Annotated in this window: 11 protein-coding genes and 2 pseudogenes; 7 read left to right on the top strand and 6 right to left on the bottom strand. The window is 72.0% G+C overall.

Annotation, left to right across the window (positions count from 1 at the left end; genetic code table 11):
• Positions 1-116 precede the first annotated feature (116 nt).
• From CA983_RS03745 to CA983_RS03735, 3 genes are read right to left on the bottom strand one after another with little or no spacing between them, the layout of a single operon-like run.
• Entirely contained in the window at positions 117-821 is a 705-nt protein-coding gene (locus CA983_RS03745) for a 3-oxoacid CoA-transferase subunit B (RefSeq protein ID WP_086599440.1), read from the bottom strand.
• Positions 818-1,513 carry a 3-oxoacid CoA-transferase subunit A gene (locus CA983_RS03740; protein ID WP_086599439.1) on the bottom strand — a complete coding sequence of 232 codons (696 nt, stop codon included), beginning with the start codon at positions 1,511-1,513 and terminating at the stop codon, positions 818-820. The genes CA983_RS03745 and CA983_RS03740 overlap by 4 nt, the downstream gene beginning before the upstream one ends.
• Positions 1,510-2,715, bottom strand: coding sequence for a thiolase family protein (locus tag CA983_RS03735; protein ID WP_086599438.1), 1,206 nt, complete (start codon positions 2,713-2,715; stop codon positions 1,510-1,512). The genes CA983_RS03740 and CA983_RS03735 overlap by 4 nt, the downstream gene beginning before the upstream one ends.
• A gap of 71 nt (positions 2,716-2,786) precedes the next feature.
• Here CA983_RS03735 and CA983_RS03730 point away from each other — a divergent pair, with 71 nt between their 5' ends.
• From CA983_RS03730 to CA983_RS03720, 4 genes are all read left to right on the top strand, one after another.
• Positions 2,787-3,668: a LysR substrate-binding domain-containing protein gene (locus CA983_RS03730; RefSeq protein ID WP_086599437.1), complete on the top strand. Its 882-nt coding sequence runs from the start codon at positions 2,787-2,789 to the stop codon at positions 3,666-3,668.
• A 125-nt stretch (positions 3,669-3,793) separates the two neighbouring features.
• Entirely contained in the window at positions 3,794-4,252 is a 459-nt protein-coding gene (locus CA983_RS48845; protein WP_279628413.1) for an MFS transporter, read from the top strand.
• Complete coding sequence (locus CA983_RS48840) at positions 4,249-5,040, top strand: MFS transporter (protein ID WP_208636880.1); 792 nt, start codon at positions 4,249-4,251, stop codon at positions 5,038-5,040. The genes CA983_RS48845 and CA983_RS48840 overlap by 4 nt, the downstream gene beginning before the upstream one ends.
• Before the next feature lie 727 nt (positions 5,041-5,767).
• Entirely contained in the window at positions 5,768-7,921 is a 2,154-nt protein-coding gene (locus CA983_RS03720) for an ATP-binding SpoIIE family protein phosphatase (protein WP_086599436.1), read from the top strand.
• A 157-nt stretch (positions 7,922-8,078) separates the two neighbouring features.
• Here the strand turns inward: CA983_RS03720 and CA983_RS03715 are convergent, their stop codons facing one another.
• Entirely contained in the window at positions 8,079-9,263 is a 1,185-nt protein-coding gene (locus CA983_RS03715) for a beta-ketoacyl-[acyl-carrier-protein] synthase family protein (RefSeq protein ID WP_086599435.1), read from the bottom strand.
• A 270-nt stretch (positions 9,264-9,533) separates the two neighbouring features.
• Here CA983_RS03715 and CA983_RS03710 point away from each other — a divergent pair, with 270 nt between their 5' ends.
• The 3 genes from CA983_RS03710 to CA983_RS03700 all read left to right on the top strand — a co-directional run bounded on the left by CA983_RS03710 (position 9,534) and on the right by CA983_RS03700 (position 14,175).
• The gene (locus CA983_RS03710) at positions 9,534-11,495 is read left to right on the top strand and encodes an SMI1/KNR4 family protein (protein ID WP_086599434.1); all 1,962 of its coding nucleotides are present in this window, start codon (positions 9,534-9,536) and stop codon (positions 11,493-11,495) included.
• A gap of 322 nt (positions 11,496-11,817) precedes the next feature.
• Positions 11,818-12,168: a hypothetical protein gene (locus tag CA983_RS03705; RefSeq protein WP_086599433.1), complete on the top strand. Its 351-nt coding sequence runs from the start codon at positions 11,818-11,820 to the stop codon at positions 12,166-12,168.
• A gap of 321 nt (positions 12,169-12,489) precedes the next feature.
• Positions 12,490-14,175, top strand: a complete 1,686-nt coding sequence (locus CA983_RS03700) for a ribonuclease J (RefSeq protein WP_086599432.1) — start codon at positions 12,490-12,492, stop codon at positions 14,173-14,175.
• A gap of 136 nt (positions 14,176-14,311) precedes the next feature.
• Here CA983_RS03700 and CA983_RS03695 read toward each other — a convergent pair.
• Positions 14,312-14,602: pseudogene (locus CA983_RS03695) on the bottom strand (DUF418 domain-containing protein); the annotation flags it as partial.
• A 660-nt stretch (positions 14,603-15,262) separates the two neighbouring features.
• Positions 15,263-15,780 (bottom strand): annotated as a pseudogene (locus tag CA983_RS03685) (SWIM zinc finger family protein); the annotation flags it as partial.

The raw sequence follows: 15,780 nt of genomic DNA, 5'->3' as shown, positions 1-15,780 counted from the left end.
CGCCAGCGAGGTCGGGAACATCGCCGCGGCGCAGCTCGCGTCCGCGCTGCGTACCCTCACCGACGGCGACCGCGACGCCCTCGGCTCGGCGCTCGGCGCCCTCGAAGCAAGGCCCCCTAAGACAGCGTGATGCCGAGTCCCTCCGCGAGCTCGTGGGCGCTGACGCCGTACGTCTCCCTGATCCGTACGCCGTCGGGGCCGACGTCGAAGACGCCGCAGTCGGTGTAGACGCGGCTGACGCAGCCGACGCCGGTGAGCGGGTAGGCGCACTGCGGCACGAGCTTCGGCTCACCGGAGCGGGTGAAGAGCGTCATCATCACGTAGACGTCCTTGGCGCCGATGGCGAGGTCCATGGCGCCGCCGACGGCGGGGATGTCGTCGGGCCTGCCGGTGTGCCAGTTGGCGAGGTCGCCGTTGAAGGCGACCTGGTAGGCCCCGAGGACGCAGACATCGAGGTGCCCGCCGCGCATCATCGCGAAGGAGTCGGCGTGGTGGAAGTACGCCGCCCCCGGCAGCTCGGTCACCGGGACCTTGCCGGCGTTGGTCAGGTCGGGGTCGACCGCGTCGCCCTCGGCCTTGGGGCCCATGTTGAGCATGCCGTTCTCGGTGTGCAGCACCACCCCGGAGTCGGCCGGCAGATGGTCTGCGATCTTGGTGGGCTGCCCGATACCGAGGTTGACGAAGGAACCGGCCGGGATGTCGCGTGCGATGACGGCGGCCAGCTCGTCCATCGAGAGCCGGTGTTCGGCGCTCCTCGGCGCTCCGGCATACGCCTGGCCGCTCGACGTGGCGGATGACGTGGCGGTTGACGTGGTGGTCATCGGGCCCCCTGCACGGTGTAGTGACGGGCCGCCACCTGGACGACCCGGTCGACGTAGATGGACGGGGTGACGACGGCCTCGGGGTCGAGCGTTCCGGGCTCGACGACCTCGTCGACCTGGACGATGGTCGTCGTCGCGGCCGTGGCCATGACCGGTCCGAAGTTGCGGGCGGTCTTTCGGTAGACGAGGTTGCCCATCGCGTCCGCGAGGTGCGCGCCGATCAGCGCGTAGTCGCCCCTGATGGGGTACTCCAGCAGGTACTTGCGACCGTCGATCTCACGCTCCTCCTTGCCCTCGGCGAGCGGTGTGCCGACCGCGGTCGGGCAGTAGAACGCGCCGATGCCGGCACCGGCCGCGCGCATCCGCTCGGCGAGGTTGCCCTGCGGCACCACCTCCAGCTCGATCTTCCCCTCGCGGTAGAGGCCGTCGAAGACCCAGGAGTCGGCCTGGCGCGGAAAGGAGCAGAGCACCTTGCGCACCCGGCCGGCGGCCAGCAGCGCGGCCAGCCCGACATCGCCGTTACCGGCGTTGTTGGACACGATCGTGAGGTCCTTCGCACCCTGCCGGATGAGCGCGTCGATCAGATCGAACGGCATGCCCGCCAGGCCGAAGCCGCCGACCAGAACGGTGGAGCCGTCCTCGATCCCGGCGACCGCCGCATCCGCGCTCTCGACGATCTCCGCCCGGCTCACTGGGCCGACTCCGTGACGTCGCAGTTCTCGAGTACGACGGCCAGCCCCTGACCGACCCCGATGCAGATCGCGGCGACGCCGTAGCGCTGCTTCGTCTCGCGCAGCACCTTGGCCAGCGTGGCGAGGATGCGGCCGCCCGAGGCGCCCAGCGGATGCCCGATCGCGATGGCGCCGCCCTTCTGGTTGACGATGCCGGGGTCGACCTTCCACGCGTCGAGGCAGGCGAGCGACTGCACGGCGAAGGCCTCGTTGAGTTCGACCGCGCCCACCTGGTCCCAGCCGATGCCGGCCCGGGCCAGCGCACGGTTGGCGGCCTCGACGGGGGCGTATCCGAAGGCCTGGGGCTCCAGCGCCATCACGCCTCGGCCGGCGATGCGGGCGATCGGGTCGGCGCCGATCGTGGCCGAGGCCTTCTCGCTGCCCAGCAGCACCGCGGAGGCGCCGTCGTTGAGCGGGCTGGCGTTGCCCGCGGTGATGGTGCCGCCCTGCTCCGGCGTGCGGAAGACCGGCTTGAGACCGGCCAGGACCTCCGGTGTCGATCCGGCTCGGATGCCTTCGTCCCGGGTCAGGTCGACGCCTTCGACCGGCACCACCAAGTCGTCGTAGAAGCCCGACTCCCATGCCGCCTGGGCGAGTTGGTGGGAGCGGGCGGCGAACTCGTCCTGCCGCTCGCGGGAGATCCCGAAGCGCTCCCGGAGCTGCTCGTTGGCCTCGCCGAGGCTGACCGTCCACTCCTTCGGCATGCGCGGGTTGACCAGCCGCCAGCCGAGCGTGGTCGAGACCGCGGTGACATCGCCGGCCGGGAACGGCTTCGCCGCCTTGGGCAGCACCCACGGCGCACGCGTCATCGATTCCACGCCGCCGGTCAGCACCACCTCGGCATCGCCGGACTCGATGGTCCGGCCGGCCGTCATCGCCGCGTCGAGGCTGGAGCCGCACAGCCGGTTGACCGTGGTGCCGGGCACGCTCACCGGAAGTCCGGCGAGCAGCGCCGCCATGCGGCCCACGTTGCGGTTCTCCTCGCCGGCGCCGTTGGCGTTGCCCCACACCACGTCGTCGATCGCGGCAGGGTCGAGGCCCGGCACCCGGGCGAGCGTCGAGGTGATCGCGGCGGCGGCGAGGTCGTCGGGGCGGACGCCGGCCAGCGCACCGTTGAAGCGGCCGAACGGCGTCCGCGTCGCGGCGTAGATGAAAGCACTCATGGCAGCGACGCTAATCCCGGGCCACGATATTCTGAAGTACGCATATCCGAGCCTATTGATACGGACAGCATATGGATCTGCGCCACCTGCGGTACTTCGTGGCGGTGGCCGAGGAGCGCCACTTCGGTCGCGCCGCCGAGCGGCTCCACATGGCCCAGCCGCCGCTCTCCACGCAGATCCGCCGGCTCGAGGCCGAACTCGGCGTCGCACTGCTGCACCGCACCACACGCCGAGTCGACCTCACCGAGGCCGGCCGGGCCTACCTCGAGCGGGCGCGCGCGATCCTCGCCGACGTCGACGAGGCCGCCCACCACGCACGGCTCGTCGCCGCCGGCGCGGTGGGCCACCTCGCGATCGGGTGCGTGGGCTCGGCGACGTACAGCCTCCTGCCCGCGCTCTCGCGGCGGCTCACGGAGGAGCTTCCCGGCGTCGACTTCTCCTTCCGGGGCGAGATGCTCGCGCCCGACCAGGTCGAGGCGCTGCGCACCGGCGCGATCGACGTCGCGCTGCTGCGCCCTCCGGCGGCCGACCTCTCCCTCACCGTGCACACCCTGCGCCGGGACCGGCTCGTCGTCGCCGCACCGGTCGACCACCCGCTCGCCCGCCGGAAACGGCTGCGGGCAGCGGACCTGGCGGGCGCTGACCTGATCGTGCACTCCGCCGGCCGCCGGTCGGTGATGTACGACGTCGTCCTGGGCCTCCTGCGCGACGCCGGCGTCGAGCCGCACATCCGCCACGAGGTCGGCGAGACCTCGACGCTGGTCACGCTCGTGGCCGGCGGCCTCGGCGTCGCGGTCGTGCCCGAGCCCGTGACCGCGTTGGCGCTCGACGGCGTCGCCTACCTGCCGCTGGCCGGGCCCGACGCACGCGTGGAGCTGGCCGTCGCCCACCGCGCCGACCGCGCCGAGCCGCACCTGACGCGCACCGTGGGGATCATCCAGGCGATGTTCTGAGACGTCCACCGACACCGGACACACCCCCCGGCTTGGCGCGAGGGGCGCGGTGCTCGGGGTGCAAGGCCGGTGCCCGTTCCATAATCCGTTGACGGGCGCGCCGCCCAGCCCCAACGATCAGGCGCGTGTCTGCCGCCCTGGCGCCTCTGCGTCACCACCCATTCCGTCACCTCTTCATCGGTACGACGGCCAACCTGCTCGGCAACGCCGTGGCGCCGATCGCCTTGGCCTTCGCCGTGCTCGACGCCACTGGCTCGGTCGGCTCGCTCGGGTTGGTGGTCGGCGCCCACTCCYTCACCAGCATCCTGTTCCTGCTGTTCGGCGGGGTGTTGGCGGACCGGCTGCCGCGTGGCCCGCTGCTGGTCGGCAGCAGCGTGGTCAGCGCCGTGAGCCAGGCGGTGGTCGCCGGCCTGGTCCTCACCCACAGCGCCGCCATCCCGCTGCTCATGGTGCTCGCCGCGGTCAACGGGGCGTCAAGTTCCTGCTACCAGCCCGCCGCCCAGGCCCTGCTGCCCCAGTCCGTGCCGGCCGAGTCCCGCCGGCCGCCCTCGCGCTCTCCCGGATCGCGGGCAGCAGTGCGATGATCGTGGGCGCCTCGCTGGGCGGCGTACTGGTCGCCGCGGTCGGCCCCGGCTGGGGCCTGGCCGTCGACGCGCTCAGCTTCGCGCTCGCCGCCGCGTCCTTCGCACTCGTCCGAGTCCAGGTCGCGCCGCCCGCGCCCAGCCCCGGCCTGGTGCATGAACTGCGCGTCGGCTGGCAGGAGTTCACCTCCCGCAGTTGGGTGTGGGTGATCGTGGTGGCCTTCTGCTTCCTCAACGCCGGCATCACCGCCTCGTTCACCGTCCTCGGCCCGGCCGTCGCCGACACCACCGGGATCGGCCGCACCGGCTGGGGCCTGGCCGTCGCCGCGTCCTCGCTCGGCGCGGTCGCCGGCGGCGTGCTGTCGCTGCACTGGCGGCCCCGGCGGGCGATCCTGGTCGGCTGCGCGCTGATGGGCCTGACGGCGATGACCCCGCTGCTGCTCGCGCTCGCCCCGTACACCTGGGTGCTGGTCGTGGCCAACTTCGTGGCCGGCGTGGGTGTCGAGCAGGCCGGCGTCGCCTGGTACTCGACCCTCAACGAGCAGATCTCCGAGGGCCGCCTGGCCCGCGTCTACGCCTACGACGACCTCGGCTCCTACCTCGCGCTCCCGCTCGCCCAGTTCGCCGCCGGACCCGCCGTACTCTTCCTCGGCCTCCATGCCACCCTCTACGCGGCCGCCGCGCTCATCCTGCTCGCCACCCTCGCCATGGTCGCCACCCCCTCCATCCGCGCGCTGGTCCCGAAGACCGCAGAACCGCTGCCCGCCTCGGAAGATCCGGTGCCTCGCTGAGCTCGACTCCGACGCGTAAATCACCACAGGTGGGGACTTGCTCGGGCACGATGGTGCGCCCAGAGCGTGCGCGGTTGAGTGAACAAGGCCAGGGAGGCCCAGCCAGGTGGTCCACGCCGACGGCGGGCGGGTTGAGCGCGGACGCGCCGGGTCGCGGCCGCTGCCGGGCGCGAGGCCCGTTACCGGGCCGATGAGGCGCTCGCGCACGAGATCACCGTCATCCACCTCGCCTTGAGCTGATCGGGCGTGACTTCCACGTCGACCGCACCGGCACGAAGATCGCCGGCGACATCACGTACATCCCGACCGGCGCGGGCTGGCTCTGCCTCGCCGGCTGGCCGACAGGCTGCTGGCAGGCTGGCTGGCTGGCTCGACCTGGCCACCCGCGCAGTCATCTGATCAAGCGCCTGTGGGCGGTCTTGAACGAACCGAGTTCGGCGGGCAGGTGCCGCCGGGCGAGCGGTAGTGCAGGGTGTTCGGTGGTGTCTCGCTCCCCCGTCAGTCCCTCTCATCTCTCACGGGATCTCGCACGGCCGGTCCGAACCTGACGGCTCCCTGGTAGGAGACGGTGCCGTGGCCGGACGGCCCCAGATCCGCCGGCGTGGGCGAAGGGGCCCCGGGTGTTATTGAATGAGGTGTGCGGTCAGGAATCCGAGGACCCTGTCGCACGGATTCTGGTCGGGCCCCGGCGCCGTGCCGGGGTTGGCGAGCGAGCTGAGAGAGCCGCATGGACGCCACATCCTCACCCTCGTCTTCGTCGCCGTTCGACATGGTCAGCAGCGCCTTGGGGCAGTACATCCCGCGCTGCGGAGCGGCGGAGGCCGCCGGCGCGCAGGGCGACCGCGCCGCCCGCCCACGCGTGCCGGCCAACCCGGCGCCCGGCCGTCAGGAGCAGATTCTCGGTGCGGTCAACCTGGACCGGGATCTGAGGATCATCCGCTGCAACCTGGACGCCCCCGTTTTCACAGGGCTGGACGCCGCGACCGGGAGCTTTTTCGTCGATCTTCTGCCCCCCGGGGACGTACCGACGGTCACACGGCGGTTGCGGCAGGTCCTCGAGACCGGTGAGCCGCACGTCGCCCGGGTCCAGCGCCTGCGGCGCGGCGACGGGTCGGAGCTGGTGGTCTCGATGAGCATCCTGACCGCCGCGGCGCCTCAGGAGGGCCTGACCGTCTCCCTGATCGCCATGGCCAGGAGGCTGCACCTGTACGCCGCCGAGACCGCGATCGGCACCTCGCTGGACATCGGCGAGACCGCGCAGTCGTTGGCGGAGTCTTTGCTGGCCTGGGGAGACGTGGCCGCCATCGACCTCGACTTCGCCGTGTGGACGGGCGAGGGGGTCACCGGGCAGCAGCAGGGGCGCGTCCGGCTGCGGCGGGCGGCCCTGGTGCCGGACCGGGCGTGGCCCGACGGCTACGTGACTCCGGGCGACGATCTTCCCAGCGATGCGAGTCGCCTGCTGTCGCAAGCGATACGGCGTGACGATGCGGCTCAGGCCATCGTCATACCCGACCGGGAGGCGATCGAACGGGTCCTCGGCAGTCCGCGGCTGGTCCGTACCCTGGTGCCCGGTGACCGGGCGGCGGCCGTGGCGTGCATACCGCTGGTGCTGGACGGCACGCCGCCCGTCGTCCTGGGGGTGGCGGAGGTCTGGCGGAGGGCGGGCCGCCCCTTCGGTGACAGCGAGCTGCTCGACCTGCAGGAACTGGTGGCCAGGACCTCTCATCACGTCGACCTGGCCCGTCAGCACCAGCGCGAGCACACGCAGGTGCTCGCGTTGCAGCGCCGGCTGCTGCCACGGACCGGCGGCGACACCATCGAGACCGCCAGCGTCTACCAGCCGGCCACCCCCGACAGCGCGGGCGTCGGCGGTGACTGGGTGAACAGCTTTCCGCTGCCGGACGGCCGTACCGCGCTGATGGTCGGGGACGTCGTCGGCCACGGTCTGGGAGCCGCGGCGACCATGGGACAGCTGAGTATGGAGGCCCGTGCGCTGCTGTCCGCGGGGCTGGCGCCCGACGAGGTACTGGAGCACCTGGACGAGACCGTGTCGCTGCTGGACGACGCGGAGTCCGGGCTGGCGGCCGGCTACAGCGCCCTCGGATCGACATGCTGCATCGCCGTATACGACCCGGTCAGCCACCGCGTGGCGCTGTCCAGCGCCGGCCACCTCCCCCCGGTCCTGGTGCCCCCGGACGGGCCCGCCGGCCCGCTCGCAGTCCGCACCCACCCCGGCCTGGGCACCGAGTTCGCGCTGCGGGAGCCGTTCGACGTGCAGGCGTTCGCCGCACCCCCGGGCTCGCTGCTCGCCCTCTACACCGACGGCCTGGTGGAGGATCCCGCCGCATCGATCGACGAGGGCATCGGCAGGCTGGCGGACGCCGTGTCCACGGTGCACCCCTGGGACGCCCTGGAGCAGGCCGCCCGGCGTGTGGTCTCCGAGCTGGCGCCTGTGCGCCGGCGCGACGACGTGACCCTGCTGCTCGCGCGCATGCTCGGCTACCGCAAGGGAGACACCGCGACCTGGCGGCTGCCCGCCCGCGACGATGCCGCCCCCCGGGCCCGCGCCCTGGTCTCCGCACTGCTGGAGCGATGGCACACCAGAGCCGACACCCGGGACAGGGTGGTGCTGGTGGTCGACGAACTGGTCGCCAACGCGGTCCGCTTCGCCGGCGGCCCCATCACGGTACGGCTGATCAGGGCCGGTCACGGGCTGCTGTGCGAGGTGGGCGACACCGGCAACGGCAGGCCGCGGCTGGGCCCGGGCGGGCTCCTCGACGACGGTGGTCGTGGCTTGCACGTCGTGCACAGACTCACCACCCGGTGGGGGGTGCGGTGGACGGACACCGGCAAAGTGGTCTGGGCGGCAGTCGGGACGTAACGGGGCCGCGGGTGGGTCGGGCGGCGTGCGTTCGGCAAGCGGGGTCAGCGGCGGTACACCCGGTGGTGCATGCGGCCGGCGGTCTAACCGCTGGTACGGGCCGCCCGTCCGCTGGTACGGACCGCCCATCCGCTGGTGCCGGTGGCGCGAGCTCGCGCTACAGCCACTCCCCCTGCAGGGCGGTGGCCGTGAGGCCCGGGGCCGCCGCGTACAGGACGGCACGATCGCCCGGTTTCTGCCCGGCGTCGTGCGCCCTGCGCAGGATGTCGAACACGGCGGCGCCTCCGCGGTTGCCGCTGGTGTAGCTGTCCCGGCTGTAGTCCAGCAGCCCCGACGGCCACCCGTCGGGCATCGTCTGCTCCATGTACTCCAGCACCCGGGTCCCGCCGGGGTGCGCGAGCAGAACGTCGGGGTGCCAGGAGTCGGGGTCGTCCTGGTAGCGGAGGTGCAACCACTCCCACATCGCGGTGACCGTCTCCTGTACGGCGCGCGGCCCGCGCCGGTCCATCACGAAGTGGGCGCCGTCCGCCCTGGTCTCCAGGCGGTGCAGGTCCCGGGTGCCGGGCAGAGTGTGGTGCCAGGCGGCGTCCAGCCGCAGCACCGACTCAGGCCTCGGGCGGCCCGTGACCACCGCGGCGACCGCGGTGTCCGCGAACAGCAACCGGACGATCAGGGACTCCAGAGTGTCGTCCGCGGGCTGGTAGGTCGTGCTCAGCGCCTCCGCGATCACGACCAGGACCACCCGGTCGGGGTCCGCGGCCACGAGATCCGCCGCCAGGGCCAGGGAGCGGGTCCCGGCGACGCAGGCCCACTGCGTGGCCGGCAGCAGCATCACGTCGTTGCGCAGCGGGAGTTGGTTGGCCAGGGCGACGTCCAGCCCCGGCAGCGCCGGAGTGGTGGAGTGGCTGGTGATCAAGCAGTCGACGTCTGCGGCGTCCAGCCCGGCGATCTGCAGGGCCCCGCGTGCCGCGCGCTCCCCGTAGGACTGCACGGCCGCCCAGGCCGGCGCGGTGCGCTCCTGGACGGTCTGCGGCGCGGGTATCGCCTCGAGGGCGGCGATCACGCGGTCCACGTCCTGTTCGGTGAACCCGTCGCGGGCCAGCGCCTCGCGGGCCGGCACGATGCCGGCAGCCCGCAGGCCGCTCCCGTCGCCAGGCGCGACGGCGGTCTCCAGCGGCAGCATCCACCCGCGGGTTTCGATGCCCGTGCCGGCAGCGATGCCTTCGATCCGCGGCGCCCACGCGGCGTCCGGGTGCCGGCCGCTCACTTCCGCCACGATCTGGCTGGTCTGCACGGCGTGTTCGCCGTGTATCACGGCAGGAGGGCAGAGGTAAGCGGCCATAATGGGCACCTTTCTAAGGGGAATCAAGGGGGAACATCACGAGTGCTGTGTCATGGATCACTTCGGCACTTCGGATCCAAGTCGATGCCGGTTCGCTGCATTTCGGGCGTCGAATCCGCGTCGAGCATGGACGCCAAATGGACATTTCCGCTGTGATGCACGCAACTTAGACAGCCCCGGAGTGCGTGACGTGACACACACTCCGAGAGGGTCCCGCTCGCCGCAGCGAGCGGCGGGGCGCTGTCAGTGGCGGGTGGCAACATCGGACGTATGACGGACACCACGGCATTCGACTGGCGGTCCTTCCTGCTCAGGTGGAGCGGGGAGTGGGCGGATTCCCTGCCGGACGGCGAGACGCGGGGCGAGGACGACGAGTCCGCCCGGCGGGCGCGGTGGCTGGGGTTCCCACCCGCCTCCGAAGAGCGGATCGCAGCCATGGAAGAACGCCTCGGCCGGCGGATGCCGCCGTCGTACCGGGAGTTCCTCAAGGTCAGCGACGGGTGGCGGCACGCGGGCGGGTTCGTGTGGCTGCTGGCGGGGACCGAGGACGCGCACTGGCACAACAACGAGTCGGGACTCGCGGACACGTTCGAGGAGTACCTGGACGAGGACGCCGGGCCCGAGGAGCGGCGGGAGGCGGACATCTGGCGGCGCGGGCTGCAGCTCGACGTCGAGTCCGACGCCACCCACGTCCTCATGGATCCCGAGGACGTGGACGAGGACGGCGAGTGGGCTGTCTACACGTGGGCGAGCTGGCTGGCCGAGCCACCCGAGCGGCACGCGAATTTCCTCGAGTTCATGCGGGACATGCACCGGGAGTTCCACAGCCTGCGCGCCCAACGGAGCGATGAGGAGCCGGTGTTCGTCAACGACACGACGCAAAAGCTGGACTCCCTCGTGGCGGAGGCCCGGCTGGAGGCGCTGCGCGGCGGCTGGGAGCGGGCCGGGAAGGCGCTGGACGAGGCCAAGGGGTACGGCAGACCGCGGGCCGCCGGGCTGGGCGACCAGATACGCCGCCTGCTCGGACAGACCTACATGGTCTACTTCGAGGACTTGGTGACGGATCCGCGGTACGCGCCCGATCTGCTGCCGCCGCTGGTCGCCGAGCACGCGGCGCACTCGTACCGGGACGACTCCACGCTGACGTTCCATCTGCGGGGCGCCGGCGACGACGTGGTGTCACTGGCTCACGCGACGCTGGATCAGGTCAGGAACGGCACGTACCGGTACGCGGCGGCGGGACCCTTCGGGGAAGCGGTCGAGCGGGCGCGGGAATTGGCGCGGTGGGGAGACACCGACAGGGCGTGGCGGACGCTGAAGGACGCTGTGCCCCTGTGGGAGCCGCTGGGACCTGACCACCTGGCGCCGCTCGGGTGGGTTGCCGACCCCGTCCTCGGGCCGCTGCTGACCCCGGAGCGGGGCCGCGAGTTACTGTCCACGCCGAGGGGCGGGCAGGCGGGTGAGGCACCGACACCGACGGCCGGGCTCGACCCGGGCGGCCTGGCGTGGCTCGCGGAGCCGGACCCGGGCAACAACCGCACGTCGTATCGGTTCGTCCTGGTGGAGGGGGTGGGTCCGGAGGAGCTGCCCGGACGGCTCGCGGACGGGGACGGCACGGTACTGAACGAACCCATGACCTTCTGGGAGGCACGCCACCACTCGCTGCGCGACCGAAGAGAGTTCTCGTCCTACGACGACAGGGCTCTCATGGCGATCGGCCGGGCCGGCACCGGCTGGAGCTTCGCCTTCGACGGCGACCCCGCCCCGTTCCACCGGCAGCGGTTCGTCTCGCCGGCCGAGGCTGCCAGCACGGGCACCCGCGCGGTGGTGGTGTGGAGCGGCCTGAGGACATGGCACGGGGAACCGTTCTTCCACCTTTCGGTAGCGCGAGACGGCACCGAGCAGTACGCGTTCACGTACGCGGACGGAGAGGTCCGTTCAAGCGGGGAGATACCGCGGGCGCTGGATCCGAGCCGGTTCTTCGGTGACGTGGTGGACGGCGTCGGGACGGAACGGTCGCTGCTGGCAGCGGTGGCCGGGGAGTTCAGTGCCTGTCTGCCGCGTCATGCCCTCGTTGAGGGGCGGCTGCACACGTTCGTCACCCGCTCGTGGACGCGGCCGCCCGGGAACGGAGAGACGTACGCGGTGATCCGCATGCACGGAATGCACGGTGGAGCCCCACGCCCGGCGGGCGGTGAGCAGCCGGAAGACGACGGGCCGGGAAGCAGGTAGAGGCCGGCCGGGCCGCGCAGATCCTCGATGTGGCGAGGTGTCAGCTCGGCTGGGATCGGGGCCTGCACGGCGACTTCCCGGAAGACCGTCCCTTCGCGCGGCTGAACCCGCGTGCCGGCATCCCGACCCGGTCGGAGGTGTGGCTGCTTCGCTCCTCGGGCAGCAGCGCCACGCTCGCCGGGAGGTGCGGTCTGGGGCACGCGTTCGCCGGTTTCATCAACCCGGACATGGCCTCCCGGGCCTGCTGCGCCACCGTGCGTCCTTCGCCGGTGGCCCTGAGGGGCTGGCCGGACACCGGTCGATCCTCGCGGTCAACGCCGTCGTGGCGGACACCGACGCCGAGGCGCGGCGGCTGAGCTGGTCGACGCGGACCCTGCTCGCCTGCCTGGCCCGCACCGGCGCCGCCCCGGACGTGCCGACCGTGGACGTGGCCGCACGTGAGCCGACCCAGGCCGAGAAGGACACCCTCACGGTCATCGACGGACGCCGGCCCCGTCTGCTCGCGGGCGGTCCCACCACCGTCCGGGACCAGATCGAGCAGATGACCAAGGCGACCGGCGTCCAGGGGGTCATGGTCCAGGAGGTCGTCGCCGACCCGGCGGCCCGCGCCCACTCGCGCGCCCTGCCGGCCCAGGCGCTCGGTGTCGCACCGGCCGCCGTCGCCGCGCCCTGACCCCCACGGCAAGACGGTGTCCTCCACGTCACGACGCGCAGCCCCCCGACTGCGCGTGGTTGCACCTCACGGCCTCAGCCGCCCTCTGTACTACTGGGCAAGCCACGAGTTGCAGAGATCACGTAGATCTTTCGCACGGTTTCGATGGCCTTCCGAACACTGACGAAGCCGGGCACACAAACAGCACCGACTCTGCGGAGTCCCCCCGACCATGAAGCCCTGACCTGGCGTTACGCCGATGTCCTGGATCTACTGGACGCCGCCGGACGGTTTCCACAGGCACTGGATCACCCCGTCCCGCTCTCGGGGTAACGTCAAGGTATGAGTCATCCGCACCCCGAGCTCAAAGCCGCCCCGCCCCTTCCCGCAGGAGGGCTGCGGGTCGTCGCCCTGGGCGGCCTGGGGGAGATCGGCCGCAACATGACCGTCTTCGAGCACGCCGGCAAGCTGCTCATCGTCGACTGCGGCGTGCTGTTCCCCGAGGAGACCCAGCCCGGCGTGGATGTGATCCTGCCGGACTTCACGTCGATCCGGGACCGTCTGGACGACATCGTGGCCGTGGTACTCACCCACGGCCACGAGGACCACATCGGCGGCGTGCCGTACCTGCTGCGCGAGCGGTCCGACATTCCCGTCGTCGGCTCCAAGCTGACGCTGGCGTTCCTGGAAGCCAAGCTCAAGGAACACGGCATCCGGCCGCGCACGGTGCGGGTGCGGGAGGGCGACCGGCGCGGCTTCGGTCCCTTCGACTGCGAGTTCGTGGCGGTCAACCACTCCATCCCGGACAGCCTCGCGGTCGCGATCCGCACCGGAGCCGGGATGGTGCTGCACACCGGCGACTTCAAGATGGACCAGTTCCCTCTCGACGACCGCATCACCGATCTGCGCGCCTTCGCCCGCCTCGGCGAGGAGGGCGTGGACCTGTTCCTCACCGACTCCACCAATGCCGAGGTTCCCGGCTTCACCACCTCCGAACGCGAGCTGAACCCGGCGATCGAGCAGGTGATGCGCACCGCTCCGCGCCGGGTCATCGTCTCCAGCTTCGCCAGCCATGTGCACCGCATCCAGCAGGTCCTGGACGCCGCCCACGAGCACGGCCGCAAGGTCGCCTTCGTCGGCCGGTCGATGGTCCGCAACATGGGCATCGCCCGTGACCTGGGCTACCTGAAGGTCCCGTCCGGTCTGGTCGTGAGCACGAAAGAGCTGGAGAAGCTCCCGGACCACAAGATCACTCTGGTGTGCACCGGCTCCCAGGGCGAGCCGATGGCCGCGCTGTCACGGATGGCCAACCGCGACCACATGATCCGCATCGGCAAGGGCGACACCGTCCTGCTCGCCAGCTCCCTCATCCCCGGCAACGAGAACGCCATCTACCGGGTGATCAACGGCCTCACCCGGTGGGGCGCCCACGTGGTCCACAAGGGCAACGCCAAGGTGCACGTCTCCGGGCACGCCAGCGCCGGCGAGCTCGTCTACTGCTACAACGTCGTCAAGCCCCGCAACGTCATGCCCGTGCACGGCGAATGGCGCCACCTGCGGGCCAATGCCGACCTCGCCATCCGTACCGGCGTCGACCCCGACCGGGTCGTCATCGCCGAGGACGGTGTCGTCGTCGACCTCGTCGACGGGCGCGCGTCCATCACCGGCAAGGTCCCCGCCGGCAACGTGTACGTGGACGGCATGGAGGTCGGAGGCGCCACCGAAGCGTCCCTCAAGGACCGCCTCACCCTCGCCGAGGAGGGCGTGGTCACGGTGGTGGCGATCGTCGACGCGGACACCGGCGCCCTGGCCGAGGCCCCCGACTTCCTGGCCCGCGGCTTCGTCCACGACGACACCACCTTCGAGCCGGTCATCCCCGTCATCGAGAAGACCCTGGCCACCGCGGCCGAGGAAGGCGTCGGGGACGCCCGCCAACTCGAACAACTCCTCGCCCGCGCCGTGGCGAACTGGGCGTTCCGCACCCACCGCCGCAAGCCCCTCATCATCCCCGTCATCATCGACGCCTGAACCACAGCCCGGCAGCACGCCCTGGTTCCGGTCGGGGTCTCGCCGGCATCGAGGCCGGGCACGGGAGTCGTTGCCACCCCCGGAGGCCGGGGTGGCAACGCACTCCACATGATGAGTCTCCGTGGCACTGGCGGCGGGCGGCGCCGAGTGCGGCCAGGCGCCGCTGAACGGCGGCCTGGGACAGGTCGAGGCGGGCCAGCGCCATACCGGTGATCACGAACGACATCCACGTGATCGTCGGGTAGAAGCCGGCGAGCAGCAGATCGAGCACTCCCATGTCGCTGAGCCGGTGGAGCGGGTCGTAGGCGTTGATGCTCTGCTGGATCGGCTGGGTCAGCAGCGAGTTCAGGGCGAAGGCCAGCCACGGTGTGACGAGGGCGAGGGCGGCCGCGGTGATGGCGAGCGTCCTGGCGCCCAGTCGCACCAGGGCAGGGCGAGGCCGGTCCGGCGCGACCGGACGACGATCTTCTTCAGCCACTAGGCGGGGGTGGACCCGACAGTTGCCGGATGGGCGCGAGGCGGCCGCCCTTCCAGGCTTGAAGGCATGACACACCGCGGTCGGCGCCTTCGTCGTGCGGTGCCCGGCAGACTGCAGAAGAAAGGAATGTCGTGAACCGCATCCGCCCCGACGACGGATGAGAACTCCTTGTCCCCCGAGAGACGGTCAAGGCACTGTGCGCTTATGTCCGGCCGCACCGGTGGGCGACAAGCCGAGCCGGGCCGAGACCGCCCGCCGGACGGCAGCGGCTGGTACCCCCGGCCCCCCGCACCTGGGCCCCGCGCGTGCTCAGTGGCAGCCGGTGCCCCGCCGCGTCTGTCGAACGGGGGTCGGCGGTCGGCTCCGAGCGCGCTGGACGGTCTGTCGGCGCCCGGCCTCGTGTGTGCCGGGCCGCGGCCGGCGTTCGTGACTGGGGTGCGGCCGCCGTTCGGTTCGCGCCCTTCCCAGGTCGTTGCGGCGTTGGCGGTCCATGACCCACTGCGCGACATGGATGCGGGAGGGCACGTCCAAGCGGCGCATGACCTGTCGGCCGTGGTTGACCACGGTCCACTCCGACAGCCGCGGCTGCTGCGAGATCTCAGCGGCCCCTCAGAGATCGTTCGCCATGCCCAGGCCCGTCAGGGCCCCGACCGGGTCCAGGTCGGGGGTGCCTCTGGGCCACCAGTCCTCGTGGCCCGGCTCGGACTCGTAGGCGTACCACAGGCCGTCTCGGCCCAGGCGGAGCTGGACGTGGCCGTGGGGGTGGGTGAGGTGGTTGCGCCAGGGGCGGAAGGCGGGCAGGTCGGCGGCGAGGAGCAGCGGCCGGGCCCGGTCGAACCGGCCGGCCGGCGGGTCCCACGGCTCCTCCAGTACGGCGAGGCCCTCCGGTCCGCCCTGGCGCCAGGCGGCGACCGCACGGGCCAGCTCGGACGGGGTACGTCCCGCCGCGGAGGCGAGGGAGGAGTAGAGCGCCCGGGTGCCCGCGGTGAGCCCCGAGCCGGGGCGGGCCGCGGCCAGGCGGACCGCGTCCTCCCAGAGCGTCAGCCGCCCGACCGGGTCACGGCCCGTGGTGAGCAGGGCGTGGGCCCGCGCGGCGGCGTCCGTGGCCAGTTGGTCCAGCGCGAACG

Origin of the sequence: Streptomyces swartbergensis, assembly GCF_002148965.1 — a bacterium.
Lineage (GTDB): Bacteria > Actinomycetota > Actinomycetes > Streptomycetales > Streptomycetaceae > Streptomyces > Streptomyces swartbergensis.
This window is presented reverse-complemented; position numbering and strand designations above follow the sequence as displayed.